18 protein-coding genes are annotated in these 18,034 nt (G+C 71.7%); 9 read left to right on the top strand and 9 right to left on the bottom strand.

Features of this window, described 5'->3' with window-relative positions; genetic code table 11:
• Positions 1 to 15 precede the first annotated feature (15 nt).
• From ACZ6A9_RS31960 to ACZ6A9_RS31930, 7 genes are all read right to left on the bottom strand, one after another.
• A complete protein-coding gene (locus ACZ6A9_RS31960; protein WP_468992997.1) occupies positions 16 to 768 on the bottom strand; it encodes a class I SAM-dependent methyltransferase in 753 nt (250 codons plus the stop codon).
• Between the two features lie 247 nt (positions 769 to 1,015).
• Entirely contained in the window at positions 1,016 to 1,816 is an 801-nt protein-coding gene (locus ACZ6A9_RS31955) for a class I SAM-dependent methyltransferase (RefSeq protein WP_468993092.1), read from the bottom strand.
• A gap of 80 nt (positions 1,817 to 1,896) precedes the next feature.
• Positions 1,897 to 3,123, bottom strand: coding sequence for an aminotransferase class V-fold PLP-dependent enzyme (locus tag ACZ6A9_RS31950; protein ID WP_468992994.1), 1,227 nt, complete (start codon positions 3,121 to 3,123; stop codon positions 1,897 to 1,899).
• Complete coding sequence (locus ACZ6A9_RS31945) at positions 3,120 to 4,457, bottom strand: pyridoxal-phosphate dependent enzyme (protein WP_468992988.1); 1,338 nt, start codon at positions 4,455 to 4,457, stop codon at positions 3,120 to 3,122. Before ACZ6A9_RS31945 ends, ACZ6A9_RS31950 begins: the two co-directional genes overlap by 4 nt.
• The gene (locus ACZ6A9_RS31940) at positions 4,454 to 5,947 is read right to left on the bottom strand and encodes a Y4yA family PLP-dependent enzyme (RefSeq protein ID WP_468993090.1); all 1,494 of its coding nucleotides are present in this window, start codon (positions 5,945 to 5,947) and stop codon (positions 4,454 to 4,456) included. The genes ACZ6A9_RS31945 and ACZ6A9_RS31940 overlap by 4 nt, the downstream gene beginning before the upstream one ends.
• Positions 5,948 to 6,027: 80 nt before the next feature.
• Positions 6,028 to 6,411: a hypothetical protein gene (locus tag ACZ6A9_RS31935; RefSeq protein WP_468992986.1), complete on the bottom strand. Its 384-nt coding sequence runs from the start codon at positions 6,409 to 6,411 to the stop codon at positions 6,028 to 6,030.
• Positions 6,372 to 6,644, bottom strand: a complete 273-nt coding sequence (locus tag ACZ6A9_RS31930) for a DUF6232 family protein (protein WP_468992982.1) — start codon at positions 6,642 to 6,644, stop codon at positions 6,372 to 6,374. The genes ACZ6A9_RS31935 and ACZ6A9_RS31930 overlap by 40 nt, the downstream gene beginning before the upstream one ends.
• Before the next feature lie 487 nt (positions 6,645 to 7,131).
• Between ACZ6A9_RS31930 and ACZ6A9_RS31925 the strand changes: the two genes are divergently transcribed.
• Genes ACZ6A9_RS31925 through ACZ6A9_RS31905 form a run of 5 tightly spaced genes read left to right on the top strand, consistent with a single transcriptional unit; the run spans position 7,132 to position 11,327 of the window.
• Positions 7,132 to 7,692, top strand: a complete 561-nt coding sequence (locus ACZ6A9_RS31925; protein ID WP_468992978.1) for an RNA polymerase sigma factor — start codon at positions 7,132 to 7,134, stop codon at positions 7,690 to 7,692.
• Entirely contained in the window at positions 7,689 to 8,525 is an 837-nt protein-coding gene (locus tag ACZ6A9_RS31920) for a zf-HC2 domain-containing protein (protein ID WP_468992974.1), read from the top strand. Before ACZ6A9_RS31925 ends, ACZ6A9_RS31920 begins: the two co-directional genes overlap by 4 nt.
• A gap of 20 nt (positions 8,526 to 8,545) precedes the next feature.
• Entirely contained in the window at positions 8,546 to 9,355 is an 810-nt protein-coding gene (locus ACZ6A9_RS31915; protein ID WP_468992971.1) for an ABC transporter ATP-binding protein, read from the top strand.
• Positions 9,352 to 10,749 (top strand): hypothetical protein, encoded by a 1,398-nt coding sequence (locus tag ACZ6A9_RS31910; protein WP_468992969.1) that lies wholly within the window; start codon positions 9,352 to 9,354, stop codon positions 10,747 to 10,749. Before ACZ6A9_RS31915 ends, ACZ6A9_RS31910 begins: the two co-directional genes overlap by 4 nt.
• Positions 10,746 to 11,327 carry a hypothetical protein gene (locus ACZ6A9_RS31905; protein ID WP_468992966.1) on the top strand — a complete coding sequence of 194 codons (582 nt, stop codon included), beginning with the start codon at positions 10,746 to 10,748 and terminating at the stop codon, positions 11,325 to 11,327. Before ACZ6A9_RS31910 ends, ACZ6A9_RS31905 begins: the two co-directional genes overlap by 4 nt.
• Positions 11,328 to 11,653: 326 nt before the next feature.
• Here ACZ6A9_RS31905 and ACZ6A9_RS31900 read toward each other — a convergent pair whose 3' ends face one another.
• Both ACZ6A9_RS31900 and ACZ6A9_RS31895 read right to left on the bottom strand, forming a co-directional pair.
• Positions 11,654 to 12,625, bottom strand: a complete 972-nt coding sequence (locus tag ACZ6A9_RS31900; protein ID WP_468992962.1) for a pirin family protein — start codon at positions 12,623 to 12,625, stop codon at positions 11,654 to 11,656.
• A 60-nt stretch (positions 12,626 to 12,685) separates the two neighbouring features.
• A complete protein-coding gene (locus ACZ6A9_RS31895) occupies positions 12,686 to 13,876 on the bottom strand; it encodes an MFS transporter (RefSeq protein WP_468992959.1) in 1,191 nt (396 codons plus the stop codon).
• 96 nt (positions 13,877 to 13,972) lie between these two features.
• Between ACZ6A9_RS31895 and ACZ6A9_RS31890 the strand changes: the two genes are divergently transcribed.
• The 4 genes from ACZ6A9_RS31890 to ACZ6A9_RS31875 all read left to right on the top strand — a co-directional run bounded on the left by ACZ6A9_RS31890 (position 13,973) and on the right by ACZ6A9_RS31875 (position 18,034).
• The gene (locus tag ACZ6A9_RS31890; protein ID WP_468992957.1) at positions 13,973 to 14,644 is read left to right on the top strand and encodes a TetR/AcrR family transcriptional regulator; all 672 of its coding nucleotides are present in this window, start codon (positions 13,973 to 13,975) and stop codon (positions 14,642 to 14,644) included.
• Between the two features lie 140 nt (positions 14,645 to 14,784).
• On the top strand, positions 14,785 to 16,344 hold the full coding sequence (locus ACZ6A9_RS31885; RefSeq protein ID WP_468993087.1) for an MDR family MFS transporter: 1,560 nt from the start codon (positions 14,785 to 14,787) through the stop codon (positions 16,342 to 16,344).
• A gap of 350 nt (positions 16,345 to 16,694) precedes the next feature.
• Positions 16,695 to 17,726 (top strand): LacI family DNA-binding transcriptional regulator, encoded by a 1,032-nt coding sequence (locus ACZ6A9_RS31880; protein WP_468992955.1) that lies wholly within the window; start codon positions 16,695 to 16,697, stop codon positions 17,724 to 17,726.
• A 92-nt stretch (positions 17,727 to 17,818) separates the two neighbouring features.
• Positions 17,819 to 18,034 (top strand): AbfB domain-containing protein, encoded by a 216-nt coding sequence (locus ACZ6A9_RS31875; RefSeq protein WP_468992952.1) that lies wholly within the window; start codon positions 17,819 to 17,821, stop codon positions 18,032 to 18,034.

Below are 18,034 nucleotides of genomic sequence, written 5' to 3'. Positions count from 1 at the left end.
AAAATGATTATCAGATCAACCAATCGGCGATGCCAGATCACTCGCTCGCTCGAGAAGGCACAACCCCGGGCCGGAGTCACCGGTCCGGCGCAACACCAGCCCCGCCTCGGCGACTTCGGCCGCCAGCGCCTCCTCCGTCGCGACCCACCAGCGGTACTCGACCGACGTCCCGGCCAGTGGCCGGCCCTGACGCAGGACGCCGTAGTCCATGCGCCAGGTGATCTCGTCCGCCCCCGTGGGACGCGCGCTCGCCCAGCCCTCGTACTCCAGCTCGCCGACGACGACCCGGGCCATCCGCACCCGCTCCACCTCCACCGGGCTGAACGGCGGGGCGATGTTGAACACCAGCGCCCCGCCCGGGGCGAGCTGCCGGGCGGCGCGGCTCCACAGCGCGCGCCTCTGCCCGGGCGGCAGGTGGCCGATCATGTTCAGGGCCACCACGGCCCGCACACCGTCGGGCCAGTCGGCGCTCGCACAGTCACCGGGAACCACCGTGACGCGCTTGCGCAGTTCACCGTTCTCGTGGACCCGGGCGAGCAGGACGGCACGCATCGCGGCGGACGGTTCGACGGCGAGCACCGGAACCCGTGGCAGCGCCTCACAGATGACGCGCACACCCCGGCCGGAACCGGCCCCGAGGTCCACCACGGCCCCGGTTCCGGCCCGGACGTGCGACAGGACGTCCGCCAGCGCCGGAGCCAGGGACTCCCACGACTCGGCGATCAGGATGTCGAGGTACTCGGCGGACCGCTCGTAGGGGTCGCTCATCGCTGCTCCAAAGACTCGATGCCTCACGGTTCGCCCAGTACAGTAATCAGAAATGAATTTCATTACTAGAAAGGTCGGAGGTGTTGATGCGTCGTCAGCCGGGCCGTCGGGTCCCCCGAGGCCCTGGGGACCGGCAGCGGAAGCCGCCTCGGCAAGGGGTCCTGGTCCGGCACGGCGCGGTCGCCGCTTCGGCGGCTTCCTGCGGGCGGCGCATCAATGTTCCGAGACCGCTCTCCCCGGCGCGGACTCACGCCCCGACGCGGTCACGGGCCGCGGGTGCGTCGTCCATGACCGCCACCAGTACGGCGCTGTCGCCGAACTGCCAGACCGGCGTCACATGGACGAAGCCCGCCCGGCGCAGCAGTTCGGCGTGGCGGCGCACCGTCACCCGCTCGTCGCCGCCGCTCCCGGCGTGGACGGCCTGGCGCCGTCCGCGTTCGTCGAGCAGGTCGGCCAGTTCGGGGTCCCGGGCCGCGGCGTCCCACCAGGACCGCCAGTCCTCCGAGGGACGGCCGCCCGTGCGCTCCGACCGGCGACGTCCCACATGGGCGGTGAGGCCCGAGCACGGTGCCGCGTCCGGCGGGAAGTGGTCTCCGTTGACGAGGACGCCGCCGGGGCGGAGCAGGGACGCGAGGCTGCGGTAGGTGCGCAGCAGTGTCCGTTCCGGCAGGTAGTGCAGCGCGGTCGTCGAGACGGCGGCGTCCAGGGGGCGCTCCAGCGCGAGGGCCTCGGTCCAGCCCTCCTCGCCGATGACGGCGTCGACGTAGCGGGCGGCGTCGGCGTAGTGCGTCCGCCCCAGCTCCAGCAGCAGGGGATCCATGTCCGCGGCGACGATCTCGGCGTCCGGAAAACGGGCGGCGAGCCTGGCGGCCAGTGAGCCGGGGCCGCACCCCAGGTCGAGCAGGAGCGGCCGGGCGCGGCCGGCGGTGGTGTGCTCGACGACGTCCGCGATCACGGTGAAGCGCTCCTCGCGGTCCACCGCGTACCGCTCCTGCTGCCGCTCCCAGCGCTCCACCCATGCCCTGGCCGTCGCCATGCTCACGCCCATCGCCCGCGCCACCTCATCCATCTCTCGTTCATCCGTGGGCACGGACGAATCTACAGGTGGAAACGGTTATCAGTTGCCTTTCACGTCAAGGACGCGAGGACGGTCAGCAGACGGTCGATCTCCTCCGCCGTGTTGTACACGTGCAGGCTCACCCGTACCGACCCCTCCCGCCCGTCGGAGCCTGCCTGGCAGAGGCTGTCGGCCCGCACCATGAAGCCGTGGCTGAAGAGGATGAACCCGAGGTCGTCGGAGGGGATGTCGCGGTGCCGGAAGGTGACGATGCCGCGCCTGCGCTGGGCAGCCGGGAGCGCCGAGTCGGCGGCCAGACTGGAGGGGCAGCCGAGGATCTCGTACGGACCGAGGTGCCGCAGCCGGTCGGTCAGCCGGACGGTGAGGGCGGCCGTCCAGCGCGCGATCCGCTCCGGTCCGGCCGCGTCGAGCCAGTCGAGGGCGGCCCGGAGCGACACGATGCCCACCGTGTTGGGAGTGCCCTGCCAGCCGGCCGGCCGGAAGACCGGGCCCCGCACGTTGCGCGCCCAGAGCACTCCCGTTCCCGGCAGTGCCATCGCCTTGTGTCCGGAGAAGACCACGAAGTCGACGTCGAGCGCCGGATCGTCGAGGCGGACGGGCAGGTGGCCGACGCTCTGCGCCGCGTCCAGGCAGATCGGCACCTTCGGGCCCACCGCCGCACGGATGCGGTGCACGTTCATATCACCGCCGTAGACGTGGTGGACGTGCGTAGCGGCCACGAAGCGGGTCCGCGGGCCGACGACCTCGGCGAGGGCGCGATGGTCGTAGTCCCCCGAGACCGCCTGGTACGGCAGTGCCCGTAGGTGTACGTCGACGCCGCGCTCGGACAGCAGCCGCCGGGCTTCGAGCCAGGGGTCCAGATTGGCCCGGTGGTCGGCGTGCGGCACGAGGATCTCGTCGCCGTCGGTGAGGTACGGGACGAGCCAGTCGCGGGCGACGGCGCGCAGCCCTTCGGTGGTGCCGCTGGTGAAGTGGACGGCGGAACGGTCCGGTTCGGGATCGCTCAGGAACTCCTTGACCCGCTCCCGCGTCGACTCCACCAGTTCCGTGGTCCGGTTGGCCCAGGGGTAGGTGCCGCGGCCCGCGTTGGCGTTCGACGTCGTGAGGTAGGTCTGGACGGCCTCCAGTACGGCCCGCGGCTTCTGCGACGTCGCCGCGCTGTCGAGGTACGCCAGGTCCGGATGGGCGGTGACGATGGGGAACTGTTCCCTCAGCTCCCGCTGCCAGACCGCTTCCCCGTCGTGCTCGGTGCCGGCAGGCGGATGTGCCGCGCTCATTCGCGCACCAGCGGCGCACCGGCGTCCCGCCAGCCGACGATACCGCCGTCCAGGCTCCGGACGTCGGGGTGCCCCATACGGGTGAGCAGCGCGGCGTAGCGGAGCGACTTCTCGCCGACCGGGCAGGCCAGCAGCACCGGTGTCCGCTTACTGAAGGGGAGCCCTCCCCCGATCAGTTCGTCGAACAACTCGTCGACGATGTTGAGTGACCCCTCGATGTGCAGGGCGGCGTAGGCGTGCGGGCTGCGCAGGTCGACGACGAGCGGACGGGGATCACCCTCCGCGATCCAGTGCCGGGCGTCACCCACGCCGACGGACCGGGCCTCTGCCCGCGCCTCGGCATCGGTGAGGGCCGAGGCGGAGTGCCCCCTGCTCGCCATGCCCAGAAGGTCGGGACGGCGCCGGCGCACGTAACTCAGGTAGCTCTCCGCCCGGTCGCACACGATGAAGACAGCGGTCTCACGACGCCGCGACCCCTCCAACTCCGCGTCGACGGTGCGCAGGTGCCGCACCGCTCCCTGGTAGGCGGCGCCTCCGGTCGGCCCCGACAGCAGTCCGCAGCGGCGGATCAGGGTGAGCATCCCGTCGATGGCCTCGCCGGAGGTCACCGACTCGATGGTGTCGTACGTCGCCGGATCGAACAGGCCGACCTGATGGACCTCGTCCATGGTGCGGATGCCGGGGATGAAGTCCGCCTTGTGGGCGACCAGGCCGAGGACCCGCACCTGCGGGTCGTGCTCGCGCAGGACCCTGGCCACTCCGGTCGACGAACCGGCCGTGCCCACACAGGCGATGAACCAATCCGGTGCGCGCCCGTCCAGGTCCTTCACTATCTCGGGACCGGTGCCCGCCGCGTGCGCCTCGACGTTGCGCGGGTTGAAGTACTGGTCGGTGTGCAGATACGTGCTCCCGGGGTCCGAGAGCGCCCGGTGGAAATGGGTCAGCGGATCGTCCGTGTCGGTCGGGTCGAGGCACTCGCTCCGACCCGGCAGCTCCTCGATCTCGGCGCCGAGGAGCAGGAGCAGTTCCTTGATCTCGGGGACCCGCATCCGGTTGGTGACGCTCTTGAACCCGAGCCCGTGCATACCGGCCAGCAGGGCGAGGGCCTTGGCCGTGTTGCCGCTGGAGAGCTCCACGACCGTGCCGTCGCCGCCGGCCGCGCCCTCCAGGTGGGGGCGGGCCATGTGCCAGGCGGGCCGGTCCTTGACGGACCCGAACGGGTTGAGCATCTCCAGTTTGGCGTAGAGGTCGATGTGGCGCAGCCCGTGCACGACGGGGTCGATGCGCACCAGCGGTGTGTTGCCGATGGCTTCCGTGATGCTGTCGTACCTCATACGGGTGTTCCCCCCGAGGGTGTGATCGGCCAGTAGTCCTCGTCCAGGCACCAGCGCCAGGAGCCGCCCCGCTCCTCCGCCGCGACCGTCCGCGCGACCGGCTGCCGTTGCGCGTGGTGGGCGTGGAAGTCCATCGCGTACCCGGCGGTGTTGACGAAGGCCAGCAGGTCGCCGACGCCCGGCAGCCGGGGCAGGAAGACCATGCGGCGCGTGATCAGATCGGCCTCCAGGCACAGGTTGCCGACGAGGAAGACCCCGACCGGTCCCTCCTCGTCCGCCTCGGGGCCGCCGCGCGGCAGCAGGACGGGGTCCACGAGGACACCGTGCTCCTCCAGGCTCACGTCCCCGGCGTTCATTCCGAGACGGACCAGGTACTGGTCGGGGCCTTCCCCCGTGGGCCGCACGTCCAGCACCCGCGCCAGCGACAGCCCGCACTGGTCGACCAGGGAACGGCCGGGTTCGACGTACAGGTCGTGGAGGTGTTCCAGGAGGAGGGTGGCCGACGGCCGGCCCAGGACCGGTGCGGGCAGCGAGAGCAACTCCTCGAGGTAGCCGGGACCGGCGGTGGGACGGTGGCCGGGATACAGTGCGGCCGTCCCCCGCACCGTGCCGCCCTCGTTGCGCAGCCCGTAACCGTGACCGCGCCAGGTCAGGGGCGGATGACCACCGAGCACCGCCTCGCTCAACGCGGTGGTCCAGCGCTCCCACTCCTGTGCGTCGGCGACGTAGCCGACCCCGAAGCCACCGCCGATGTCGACGGCACGCGGTGCCAGACCCCGTGCCCGGCACTCGTCCACGAACAGCACGCACTGCTCCAGGGCCCGGACCTTCTCCTCCAGGCCCGTGGTGTCCAGGTGGTAGGCGACGCCGGCCGGCTCGACGGCGTCCGCGTGCCGCTCCAGTGCCGACATCAGCGCCTCCGCCTCCCGTACCGGAGTACCGAAGCGGCTGCGGCGCGAAAGCGTCCGGATGCCCGCTCCCCCGCGGCCGACGGCCGACTCGAATCCGGACAGACGCACCAACGCCTCGACACGGCCGAGTCCGTGCCTGCGCACCAGGCCGGCCAGGTGTTCCAGCTCGTTGACCGAGTCCAGGTTCACCGTGGCCCCCACCCGGGCCGCCAGCCACAGGAACTCCGGATCCTTGGGGCCGGTGGCCATGAGCCGGTCTCCGGTGAAACCACAGCTCAGGGCGTGCCGCAGTTCCTCCAGCGAGGCGACGTCGACACCGACGGCGGCCGGGTCCTCCGCCGCCAGTCTCCGTACCAGGGCGCTGGACCGGTTCGCCTTGTGCGCGAAGTACACCCGGCCCGTGAGACGGTGGCGGCGGTAGACGGAACGGAAGCGGTGGGCGTTCTCGGCGACGACCTCGGGGAGGAGGACGTTGAGCGGGGACCCGAGGGCGTCGACGAGCGAGTGCAGGAAGGGTGCGGCCCCCAGCAGCGAGGCGAGCGGTGGATCCACTCTCGGCCTCAGGTACAAGGGCACCATCACGAAAGACCCCTCCCCGCCTCGGCCGGCTCCCGTCGCGACGGCCGTTCGGAGGTAGTCGTTTCCAGGGACGCACGCCGCTAAGCCTCACGGGGCCGCGGCCAGGGGGCGAGGCGCAGGCTACTTGGCGCAAAGTCCCCATCGGGTACCTGCCCGCCGAGTGCACCGCTTGCGGGCTTCCCACAAGCAGCACGCATCGCCACGCCCGGGTGGCCGCCACGGGACAATCCGTCGGCTCCGGAGCCGGCATCAGCGAAGCGCCGTAGCGCCGAGAGCGCCTCACTGTTCGTGTGCTTGCTGTTGTACTGCTGCACGATGGCGGTGAACTCGGCTTCCGGGTGGTCGATCGCGTACACGATCCGTCCGGCGATCTGCCGCAGCTCGTCCATGCTCGGCAGGGTCACGATCACTCTGGAGTCGCTGTTCATCTCGACGGCCAGCACCGGCTTCGTCGACGCGAACACGTCTTCAAAGCGGCGAACAGGCCGATCACGGCGATGACGAGCGCCAGGTTGCCGTTCTCCCCGACGCGGGCCTCGCCCCCGTTGGCTTGGTTGATCGCGACGTGGACCAGGGCGGCGACGAACAACCACTTCGACAAGCGGACGGCGGCCGCGCCCCAGTCGGGCTTGAGCCTGAAGGCATCGACCCAGGCGATGTTGTGCAGCGGGATGGCCGCCGACCCCACCCACAGCATCCGGCGGCTGACCCGGAGGACCAGAGGGCTTCCCTTGGAGGGAGCCAGCGGTATCGGAGGAACCTGGGGCGGCGGCTCGGACGGTGGTGCGCCAACATTTCCTGTGCGGTCCATGGCTCCCCCCGTGTTGCCGTCACACCCACCCGCACATCGCCGGATCACCATTGAGCGCCCGCAGGTGGTTGTGAGGCAGACGAGAAGCAGCACGTCACCGCCGAATGTGAGGCAGCGCCGTGGAATTGACCCACTCGCGCGTCGTCACACATCCGCGAGCGCCGACAACATGACAATGCCTCTCCGGACAACGACTGGTGCAGTCGATGAACCGGTCGGTGTCGAGCTCGCGCAGGAACGATTCACGCGCGCTCGACGGCACCGCGATGACCCGCGCGCCCCTGTGTCACCGGGCCGGGGCTCCGGGGTCCTACATGTGATGGGGATCACGCCTGAAGGAAAACCTGCGGTCCGTGCTCGGCGTCTTGCGGGTGTGAGATCAGTCAGAAAGGCACCAGGCGAGCTGGACGAGGAGCATCTCGTCCGGTTGGTGGCCAAGGGTGACCGTGCCGCGTTCGAGGAGCTGTACCGGCGTACGTCGCCCTGGCTGGCGGTACGGCTGCGGCGCCGCTGTGCGGACGAACAGGTTGTCGCCGAGGTCATGCAGGAGACGTATCTGGCGGTGTGGCGCGCGGCCGGTGCGTTCGCCGGGACGGCGGTCGGGGGGACGGCCGTGGGCTGGCTGTGGACGATCGCGGCACGCCGACTCGTCGACGCGTTCCGGCGCAGGGGGCACCACGCGGAGCCGCCGCCCGCGGCCGCCTCGCGGCCCGTGGCGCCCGCCGCCGAGGAGGAGGCGCTCGCGTCGACCGTCGGCGGCGAGGTCGGGGACGCGCTGCGGCGTCTCGCGCCGGAACTCAGACAGGTACTGCAGGCCATGGTGCTCGACGGGTTGTCCGTCCGGGAGACCTCGGTCCTGCTCGGGGTGCCCGAGGGCACGGTCAAGACCCGTGCCCGCCGGGCCCGGATCGCGATGCGGAAGGCGTTGGCATGAGCGTGGAACACGCGTCGATGCGGATCATCGAGGGGTACGCGCGCGGCGACACGGACATCGCTGCCGACGAGGTGTGGGCCTTGGAGGCCCATCTGGAGACGTGCCGGGTATGCCGGGACCGGCTGTCGGCCGCCGTCGCGGCGCGGGCGTCGGCCGTGGTGGCGCTGGTCGACACCGTGTGGTCCGACCTCGAACCCCGGCTCGTCGGCACCGCCCCGATGCCGCGTCGGCAGGGCTGGCCGGCGCGGCTGTCACGGTGGATGACGCCCGTGACGGTGCCGTGGCTGGCCATGGCCGTGGGCGTGACGCTGCTCGCGTTGCTGCTCGACCTGGCGGCCACCACCGGCATCGGCCTCGGCTCCGGCGAGGTGTCACTGGTGCTGCTGCTCGCCCCGGTCCTGCCCGTACTCGGCGTTGCGGCGTCGTGGTCGCGCGGTCTGGACCCGGCGTACGAGCTGACGGCCTCCGCGCCGAGAGCGGGACTGCATCTGGTGCTGCGGCGTACCGCGTCCGTGCTCGCCGTGGTCATCCCCGCGCTGCTGCTGAGCGGATGGGCGACGGGGGTGACGGCCGCGCAATGGCTGCTGCCCTCTCTGGCCTTCACCTCGACGACGCTGGCGCTCGGCGGTGCCGTCGGCGTGCCCCGCGCCGCTGCCTGGCTGGTGGCCGGATGGGCCGCCGTGGTCGTGGCGCCGACCCTGGCCGCCGGCCGTACGGGCTTCGCCCTGCGGACGGACGGTCTGCCCGTGTGGGCGCTGATCCTCGCGCTCAGCACCGGTGTCGTGATCGCCCGCAGGGGCGGCGCGTACTCCGTGCTGGGAGCCCACCGTTGACCATCGGAAGGGAACACCCCATGACGCCCGCGATGAGCGCGGCCGACATCGCGCCGACACCCTACGCCTGGGAGATCCGGACCAGCGGACTGAAGGTCAGAGCCGGCAGACGACGGATGGCCGTCGACGGGCTCGATCTGTCCCTGGGCACCGGTGTGCACGGCTTGCTCGGCCCCAACGGGGCGGGCAAGACCACCCTCATCCGGGCGCTGGCCACCGTACTGCGCCCCGCCGGGGGCACCCTGGAGCTGTTCGGCGAGTCCGCGGACGGCAGGGGCGAGCACCGGGCGCTGCGCCGCCGGATCGGCTACCTGCCGCAGGAGTTCGGCTACTACAAGCGCTTCACGGTCCGCGAGTTCGTCGAGTACATGGCGTGGCTGAAGGAGGTGCCCAAGGCAGACATCCCCGGGGCGGTGCAGCGCGCCGTGGAGCGGGTCGGCCTGGCCGACCGTGCCGACAAGCGGATGAAAACCCTGTCCGGCGGCATGGTGCGGAGGGTGGGCATCGCCCAGGCCATCGTCAACGACCCGTCGATCCTGCTGCTGGACGAGCCCACGGTCGGCCTGGACCCGACCCAGCGGCTGCGCTTCCGCGAACTGCTGCAGGAGCTGGGCAAGGACACCTGCGTGGTCGTCTCGACCCACCTGGTGGAGGACGTGGCCGCCGCCTGCACCGATGTCGTGCTGCTCGCCGAGGGCCGGCTGGTCTTCCAGGGGTCCCCGGACGAGCTGGCTGCGGCGGGCGGACCCGAGCACGTGGGCGACAGCCCGCTGGAGCGCGGCTACTCGGCGCTGCTGCAGGCCCCCCAGCAGGGAAGAGGCACCTGGTGAACATCCGTGTCCTGCGCACTGAGCTGAAGCGCTCCGTCGCCCCCTGGGCCGGCGCCCTGGTCCTGACGAGCGCGCTGGCGTTCCTGTACCTGGTGGACGCCGCGTGGTGGAGAGGCACCACAGCATGGACGGCCCAGTGGACATCCATGGCCCTGTGGACCCGTGGCTTGCTGTTCTACCTGTGGCCGCTGGCCGTGGGGCTAGGCGCGCTGCAGGGTCTGCGCGACCACCGCTCGAAGACGTCCGAGCTGCTGACGAGCACGCCGCGGCCCGCCTGGCACCGCGCGGCCACGATGGCGGGCACGACAGCGATCACGCTGGCCTCGGCCTTCGCGCTGCTCGTCCTCGCGGGCGCGCGTCAGGTGCTCGCAGGGACCGCGTACACACACCTCGGATGGCTGCCCATCTCGCTGGTGGGGGCGCTCTCCCTCGTCGCGGGAGCGGTGCTGGGCATGGGGGCCGGTCGTGCCCTGCCGTCCGTGCTCACCCCGCCACTGCTGGCCGTGAGCGCCTTCGTTTTCACAGCGCTCCTGCAGATGTCACCGGGCCGGACGGAGACGGTCACGCAGGAGGGGTACCCGAGCACGGAGCCGAACCGCATCTCGCTGCTGTCACCGGCGGTGGAGGAGGTGCGCCACGTGCTCGTCACACTCTCCGCCTCCGTGCATGTCGGGCAGACGATCTGGATGCTCGGCCTGGCCGCGACCGGCTTCGCGCTGCTGGTCGCCGCGAGCGCGCGCGCCCGGTTGCTGGCCCTGACGCCGCTCCTGGCGGGCGCGGTGATCGCCCTGCTCGTCCTCCCCTCCGACCCGCGCCGGATGTACGTCGTCGACACGGCCGCCGCGGAACCGGTGTGCGACGGCCCGGTGTGCGTGACCAGGACGCACGAGCCACGGCTCGCCGTCCTCGCGGATCCCGGAAAAGAGGCGCTGCGCCTGCTGCGCGATGCCCTGGGCGGCCGGGCACCGGTCTCGATCCGGGAAAACACCGCCGTACTGCCGGACGGCGCCATGCCGCAGTGGTCCCGCACGACCGTACTCATCGACTTCGACGACGACCTCATCGACGCGGCGAAGGGCGAGGAGCTGAGCTGGGCCCTGATCGCCCACGGCATGGTGCCGGACTGCACACCCGTCGGCTGGAGCAGCTTCGGAGGAGAGGACATCGCGCGGAGCGTCGCGGTGGGCTGGGTCCTGGGAGACCTCAAGTCGCTGCCCGACAACGGGCCGGCCGGCCTGCGCCAGGAGATCGACACCGAGGCCCGCAAGGTCTGGAAGGACCTCAGGGAACTGCCTCGGGCCGAGCAGCTCTCGCGGATCAACGCGATGCGCGCCGCCGCGCTCTCCTGCGAGGGAGACGCGCTCGACGCGCTGACCGGCGGTGCGTCCCGGTGAGGTGGGCGATGCTGTACGCGCGTTCACGACAGGTGCCCGCGTCACTCGCCGCGATGGTGATCAGCGCGGTGTCGGTGTGGGCACTCGCCCCGGGCGGAAGCGGAGAACCGCGTGATCCGCGGCTGCCCGCGCTCCTGCTTGCTGCGGGAGTCATGGCGGCCTCCACCGGACTCGGTGGGCAGGACCTCGAGCTGGACCGGACGGCCGCGATCCGTTGGGTCCCCCGCAGGGCGGTGCACGTACTGCTCGCCGGCGGGGCCGTCGCCGCGGTGCTGTCGGCGGTGCAGACGATGGGGGAAGACCTGGCCACCACCGCGTTCGTCATCCGCGACAGCGCGGGCCTGATGGGGCTCGCCGCCGTCGGGGCGGCGATGTGCGGGCGGCAGTACGCGTGGACGCTGCCGTTCGCCTGGCTCTCGTATGCGTTCTTCGCCCCGCCCCCACCTCCGGCGAGTGGGCCGATGCAGGTGGCGTCCTGGATGCTGCTGCCACCCGACACGGCGGTGGGCACCTGGACGGCCCTGGTCCTCACGGTCGCCGGCACCACGGCCTACGCCGTCGCGGGACCGCGACGGTAAATGGGCGGGCCGACTGGGCGCGAAACCCGGTCGGCCCGCCCGGACACCGGGGCAGGACCTCGGAGTATCGTTCGGGACTGCTGCAGGGCTGGGTGACACCTGACCTGGCTTGCTGGGAGGCGGCCTGGACTCGTCAGTGAAGTCAGCAAAGGTCAGCAAGTGTTCGGCCAGAGCTGCCCACAGACGCCCATACATCGGGAGTCGCAGGCAGATTCAGAGGCACGTATGCGACTGGAGCCGACGCGGGCGCTGCGGGATTCGCGCGTTGCCGGACAGGCGCAGCAACGATCCCGTCCTGTCGACCTACGGCGTGCCGTATCCGCAGGTCAGCGCATCCTCCCCCGCGGCTTCAAGGGTGCGTTCGGCAGCTCCGGCGCAGGCAGTGGAGCCCCGTCGTACCCCTGCACCTCACCGAAACGTGCCCCCTTCATCCAGTCCTCGCGGGCCCGTACGATCTCGTCATGTGACCGGCCGATGAAGTTCCACCACATGACGATCTCCTCGTCGAAGGGCGGCCCGCCCAGCAGTATCAGGCGAGCCGTCTCGGGCCCCCGGTTGGTCAGGGTGAGTGCCGTGCGGCCGGGGGCCACGTATCCCAGTTCGGCCGGCTGTACGGCGGTTCCCCCGACGAGGACGTCACCGGTGTCGACGAGGACGCCGTGCTCGAAGGCGCGGTCGACACGAAGGGTCGTCTCGGCGCCCGGGTCCAGGGCCAGTTCGGCGCCCAGCAGGGGGGTGAAGGTCCGTACGGGGGACGTGGCGCCCGCGAGCGAGCCGAGGAAGACGCGCGCCTCACCGCCCTCCAGGGGCAGCGGATCCGGTACGTAGTGCTGGAAGTCGCGGGCCGCGCCCCGGTGTTCGCCGGGCAGCGCCACCCACAGCTGCACCCCGTGCAGGATCGTGGTGTCCGGGGTGGAGACCTCCGAGTGGCTGATGCCGTGGCCGCCGGTCATCAGGTTGAGTTCCCCGGGACGGACGTAGGCGTGGCTGCCCAGGCTGTCACGGTGCTCGATCTCCCCGCTGAACAGCCAGCTCACCGTCTGCAGACCGGTGTGCGGGTGGGGAGCGACGTCCATGCCACCGGTGCCGCCGACGTCGTCGGGGCCGTAGTGGTCGGCGAAGCACCAGGCGCCGATGAGTGTCCGGGCCCGCTGCGGCAGGGTGCGCCGCACTCGCATCGCGCGCGGCCCGCCGAGCGGCACGTCACGCGCGGTGAGCACCTCGACGTCGGCCGGGCGGGCCGCCTCCGCGTCGCCTCCGCACTTCAGCTCCGGGGGCCGTGTCTCCGTATTGCTCATGCCGTCCGCCCTCCGCTGAAAGTTCAACTTTCAATATTTATGCGACGACTATAGGCCTGGTCACGCGCCCGCCGCCACCGGACGGCGTACCAGATAGCCGGCCGCCGCCACCACCAAGACCGCCATACAGGCGATGAACACCAGTCCCGCGCCTTCCAGGCCCAACGGTTCCGAGAGCAGGCCCACACCGATGACCGGCACCGAGATCCCCGCGTACGCCACCACGAACAGCGACGAGATCACCGCGGCGCGCCGGTCCGCCGGAGACGCCCCGCTCACCGCGGACAGCGCTCCGCGGAACGCCAGGCCCTGGCCGAAACCACCGACGAGCGCGCTCAGCACCACGAAGATCAGCAGGTCCCGGTACAGAGCGGCCGCGAGCAGGGCCAGCCCGGTAAGGAGTCCGACGCAGCCCAGCGGCAGTGACCGCCGCACGCCGACGCGGCCGACGGCCACCTGACCACCCGTGGAGGCGAAGAACGCCAGCGCCACGACCACGCCGCTCACCGCGTGGCCGGTGACGCCGAGCGACTGGGCGAGGAACGACGGGCTGACGGAGGTGAACACACCGAACAGGGAGAAGCCGACGAACGAGGCGGCCGCCGCCGGCCCGAACACCTGCCGCACCCGCGCGGGCACCCCGGGCCGCTGCGGCCGTACGGTCCTCAGCGGCCGTCGTTCACCCACCGTCTCGGGCAGTCCCAGCAGGATCGCGCCCGAGCAGGCCACCAGGGCCAGGTGCACGGCGAACGGCAGATACAGCGGCCAGGGCGCGTACTGCGCGAGCACTCCGGCGAGCAGCGGACCGCAGCCGAGCCCGCCCATGTTGACGGCCGTGGCGACGAACGTGGCCCGGGAGCCGCCGCCGGGCGGGGCCGATTCCATGACGTACGCGGTGGCGGCCCCGGTGAACAGGCCCGCGGACAGCCCCGACAGCAGCCGTCCGGCACAGAGCCAGCCGATCCCGGTGGCACTCAGGAAGCAGATCCCGCTCGCGGCCGCGCAGCCCAGGCCCCACAGCAGCACGGGACGTCTGCCGACGGCGTCCGAGGCGTTGCCGGCGAGCAGCAGCACGCCGATGACCGCGAAGGCGTACACGGCGTACACGACAGTGACCGTCAGCTCGGAGAAACCGAACTTGTCCTGGTACAGGGGGTAGAGCGGGGTCGGCAGTGTGGTGCCGGTCATGCACACCGCGAACACGGCGCCGCCGAGCAGACACACCCGCCACCCGCGGCGATCACCGGCCATGGCCCGACGCTAACCCCGGACCCGGCCGCCCTTCCGGCACGCCACGGCCGGGGCACGGCGACGGCGGATTTTGCAGAGCGTGCATTTTTGCATAGCATGCACGGCATGACGGGGAAGGACACCGCGGGCGGCGGGCTGCGGGAGCGCAAGAAGCGGGCCACGCGGGCTGCCCTCACGGAGGCCGCGCTTCGCCTCGCCGCCGAGCACGGGGCGGACCACGTCACCGTCGAGGCGATCAGCGCGGCCGCCGGCGTCTCCGTACGCACCTTCTTCAACTACTTCGACTCGCGTGACGACGCCTTCGTCGTCGTCGACGCGGACGTGGGCGCCCGGGTGCGCCGGGCGCTCCTCGACGCTCCGGCGGACCTGACGCCCCTGGAGGCGCTGCGCGAAGCGCTCGCCGCCGAGCTCGCGGAGGCCGAGAGGCAGCACGAGCTGTGGACTCTGCACGCCGAGGTGCTGCGTGCGGCCCCGCGCCTGCTCGTCCGCAGCCTCGGCGCGCAGATGGCCGACGAGGCGGGCCTCGCCGAGGTCATCGCGCGGCGGATCGCCCCCGGGACGCCGGAGAGCGGGGTCGCCCACTCCCCCGGCGGCAAGGGCCGTACGGTCGCCCTGTATCCGCGCCTGCTCGCGGCGGTGGCCGGTACGGCGGTGCGGGTGAGCGTGCAGCACTGGTGCGACCGGCAGGACGAAGACGTCCCCTTCGCCGACGTGTTCCGCGAGGTGTTCGCCCTCCTCGCCGCCGGGCTGCCGGCACCGGCCCGGTAGACGCCGCGCACCGAACCGGGGCGGCCACCGCCCTTCCACCACCTGTTCCTGACGGGGCGCGCCCCGCTTTCACCATCGATCCGCTGAGAGAGACGACCGTGACCGCAACACAGGCGCTGGATACCGCGCCGCCCGCTCCCATGTCCAACCGGCAGATACTTCAGGCCATGTCGGGGCTGATGGCCGGCATGTTCGTGGCGATCCTGGCGGGCACCGTGGTGGCCAACGCGCTGCCCACGATCATCACCGACCTCGGAGCCAGCCAGTCCTCCTACACCTGGGTCGTCACCTCTGAGCTGCTGGCCATGACGGCGACCGTGCCGCTGTGGGGCAAGCTGTCCGACCTGTTCGACAAGAAGCTGCTGCTCCAGCTGTCGCTGGGCATGTTCGTGGTCGGCTCGCTGCTCGCGGGATTCTCGAGCGGCGTCGAACTGCTGATCTTCAGCCGTGTCCTGCAGGGCATCGGCGCGGGCGGACTGACCGCGCTCGCCCAGGTCGTCATGGCGGCGATCATCCCGCCCCGCCGGCTCGGCAAGTACGCCGGAATCTTCGGCGCGGTGTTCGCCGTCGGCACGGTGGCCGGACCGCTGATCGGCGGTGTGCTGGTGGACACCTCCTGGCTGGGCTGGCGCTGGTGCTTCTTCATCGGCGTACCGTTCGCGCTGCTCGCCATCGTGCTGCTCCAGCGCACCCTGGCCCTGCCCATGGTCCGCCGCAAGGCGAAGATCGACTTCCTGGGCGCCTTCCTCATCGTGGCGGGCGTCTGCGCCCTGCTCATCTGGGTGACGCTGGCCGGCAACGAGTTCGACTGGGCCTCCTGGCAGACCGCCGCGCTCACGGGCGCCGGGCTCCTGCTGCTGGTCGCCGCGGTGTTCGTCGAGGCGCGGACGGAGGAGCCGGTCATCCCGCTGGACATCTTCCGCAACCGCACGGTCACCCTGACCACCGTCGCCAGCCTGCTGGTCGGTGTCGCCATGTTCGGCGGAACGGTCTTCCTCTCGCAGTACTTCCAGATCTCCCTCGGCAAGTCGCCGACCGTCGCGGGTCTGATGAGCCTGCCCATGATCCTCGGTCTGCTGGTGTCGTCCACCGTGGCCGGGCAGTTGATCAGCAAGACCGGTGTCTGGAAGCGCTACCTCGTGGCCGGGGCGGTCATCATGACCGTGGGCCTCGGCCTGCTCTCCACCATCGGCGCGGACACCTCGTTCACCCTGCTCAGCCTCTACATGGCCACTCTCGGCGTCGGTGTCGGCATGCTGATGCAGAACCTGGTGCTGGCCGCCCAGAACGACGTGCCCGCCAGTGAACTGGGCGCCGCCACCTCCGTCCTGTCCTTCTTCCGCAGCATGGGCGGCACCATCGGCACCAGCGTCCTCGGTGCGGTCCTCGCCAACCGGGTCGCCTCCGAGATGACCAAGGGCCTGGACGCGGCGGGCATCCCCGCGGGCCCGGGTGCGGGCGACGGCGAGGCCGGCGTCCCGGACATGGGTACGCTGCCCGAGCCGGTGCGGGCAATCGTCGAGCACGCCTACGGCGTCGCCACCGCCGACCTGTTCCTCATCGCCACCCCCTGCGCGCTGCTTGCGCTGATCACGGTCGTGTTCCTCAAGGAGAAGCCCCTGAAGACGACCAGTGGCATGGAGCGCCTCGCCGAGGAGTCCGGCTCCGCGGTCACCGACAAGGCGGCTGTCGGCGGCTGAGTCCCGGGTGTCTCCGTTCGCCCCGGATCCGCTCACGCGGGCCCGGGGCGAACGCGTGCGGGGAAGGTGTCGGTGAGACACGGTGGTGGGACGTCGTCGACGCGCCGGGCGGCGGGCGGCGGAAGCTGCCGGGCGCAGTCGTTCGACGGCCACCGCGCCCATACCGGCGGACAGCATCTCCTACAGGCCGCGAGCGTGACGGGGGTGCTGGCCTCCCGCCCTTGTCAGTGCCGCGGAACGGCATGTATAACGTTGTAAAACTTGAGTCCAGCGGCTCGGCGCACGCCTCACGGTGACGGCCTCCCCTCCGCACCCGCCCACCGGGTCGGGTCGCTCACGAAGGGAACGCCGTGCGGGTCAGCCTCAAGGACGTCGCCGCGCACGCGGGGGTCTCCATCAAGACCGTCTCCAACGTGGTGAACAACTACCAGCACGTCACCCCCGCCATGCGCGAGCGTGTCCAGCGGTCCATCGACGCGCTCGGCTACCGGCCCAACCTCGCCGCCCGGCACCTGAGGAAGGGCCGTACGGGCATCATCGCGCTCGCGCTGCCCGAACTCGGCAACCCCTACTTCGCCGAACTGGCCGCCTCCGTCATCGACGCCGCCTCCCAGCACGACTACATCGTGCTGCTCGACCACACCGGAGGGTCGCGCAAGCAGGAACTCCTGGTGAGCCAGGGGTTCCGGGCCCGGGTCATCGACGGGCTCATCCTCAGCCCCATCGAGCTGGAGACGGAGGACCTGCGCGACCGCTCCGAGGACGTGCCGCTGGTGCTGCTCGGGGAGCGGGAGTACGACCTGCCGTACGACCACATCGCCATCGACAACGTCGCCGCGGCCCGCTCCGCCGTGCGGCACCTGATCGCACTGGGGCGGCGGGAGGTGGCGTTCATAGGGGCCCGGCGCGGGCGGAGCGATCCGGCCCAGCTGCGCGTCCGGGGCTGGCGGGAGGAACTGACGGCCGCGGGACTCGCGACCGACGAGGGGCTCGTCGCGGCCACCGACGGCTGGGGGCACGCCGACGGGGCGCTCGCCATGAACCACATCCTGGACAGCGGGCGGCGGCCCGACGCGGTGTTCGCCTACAACGACCCCATGGCGATCGGGGCGATGCGGGTGCTGCACGAGCGGGGCCTGCGGGTGCCGGAGGACATCGCCGTCGTGGGCTTCGACGATGTGATCGAGGGTCGCTTCGGCGCGGTCACGCTGACGTCCGTGTCCCCGGACAAGGCCGCCATCGGCCGCCTCGCGGTGGAGTCGGTGCTGGCCCGGCTGAACGACCGGGCGCCGGAGCCACGTCGCATCCGGGCGGACCACCGGCTCGCGGAACGGGAGAGCACGCTCGGCCGCCCGGCCGGCACCGACCGGGGAACCGCCTGACCCGTGATACGGGTCGCAGCGGGGCACACGCGCCGGCGCCACGGTGCGTGTGCCCGCCGCCGAAGGGCTCCGGTGGCGGGGGCCCTGGGGCGGTGCGCACCCGGGGCACACCGACCGCCATCTCCTGCCCGGTCCGGGGCGCGAACAGCGGTGTCCGGCTGTCCGCCTACAACATCCCCGGGCAGTACCTGCGTCACTACGACGCCGGGTTGTGGCCGGCCGTCCCGGGCGGGACACGCGCCTGGGACAACCCCGACCGGTTCACTGCGGACACCACCTGGACCGTGGAGGGCCCGCGGGCCCCGTGA

The sequence above is a fragment of the Streptomyces sp. NPDC041124 genome, from assembly GCF_055592385.1.
The sequence above is the reverse complement of the archived record's forward strand: the minus strand, read 5'-3'. Positions and strand labels throughout refer to the sequence as shown.